The organism is Parazoarcus communis SWub3 = DSM 12120 (assembly GCF_003226565.1).
Lineage (GTDB): Bacteria > Pseudomonadota > Gammaproteobacteria > Burkholderiales > Rhodocyclaceae > Parazoarcus > Parazoarcus communis.
Map to the genome: position 1 here is coordinate 1 of NZ_QKOE01000192.1, position 255 is coordinate 255.

The following is a 255-nucleotide window of genomic DNA, read 5'->3' on the forward strand; positions in this document are numbered from 1 at the left end:
CGATCAGCGGGCGCAGCAGCCCAGCGACCACGCCATCGACCTCATCCTGGTGATCCATCAGGGCATCGAGACTGCGCAGCAACTGCTGGTGGGTGACCGCCTTCGGCCCGAAATCGGGCAGCGCAACGGTCTGCACCCAGCGCAGCACGCCGAGCTTGGACTCGGGGTCGCACAGGCGGTTGAGCACCATCAGGCGGATCAACGCTTCCACGTCCGTGGTGCGGCGGGTGCGGCGGAACACCCGGCGCAGCCCGG

At 69.0% G+C, this 255-nt stretch carries 1 pseudogene; it reads right to left on the reverse strand.

Annotated elements, in window-relative coordinates:
* Positions 1 to 255, reverse strand: a pseudogene (locus tag DNK49_RS23700) (IS1634 family transposase); the annotation flags it as partial.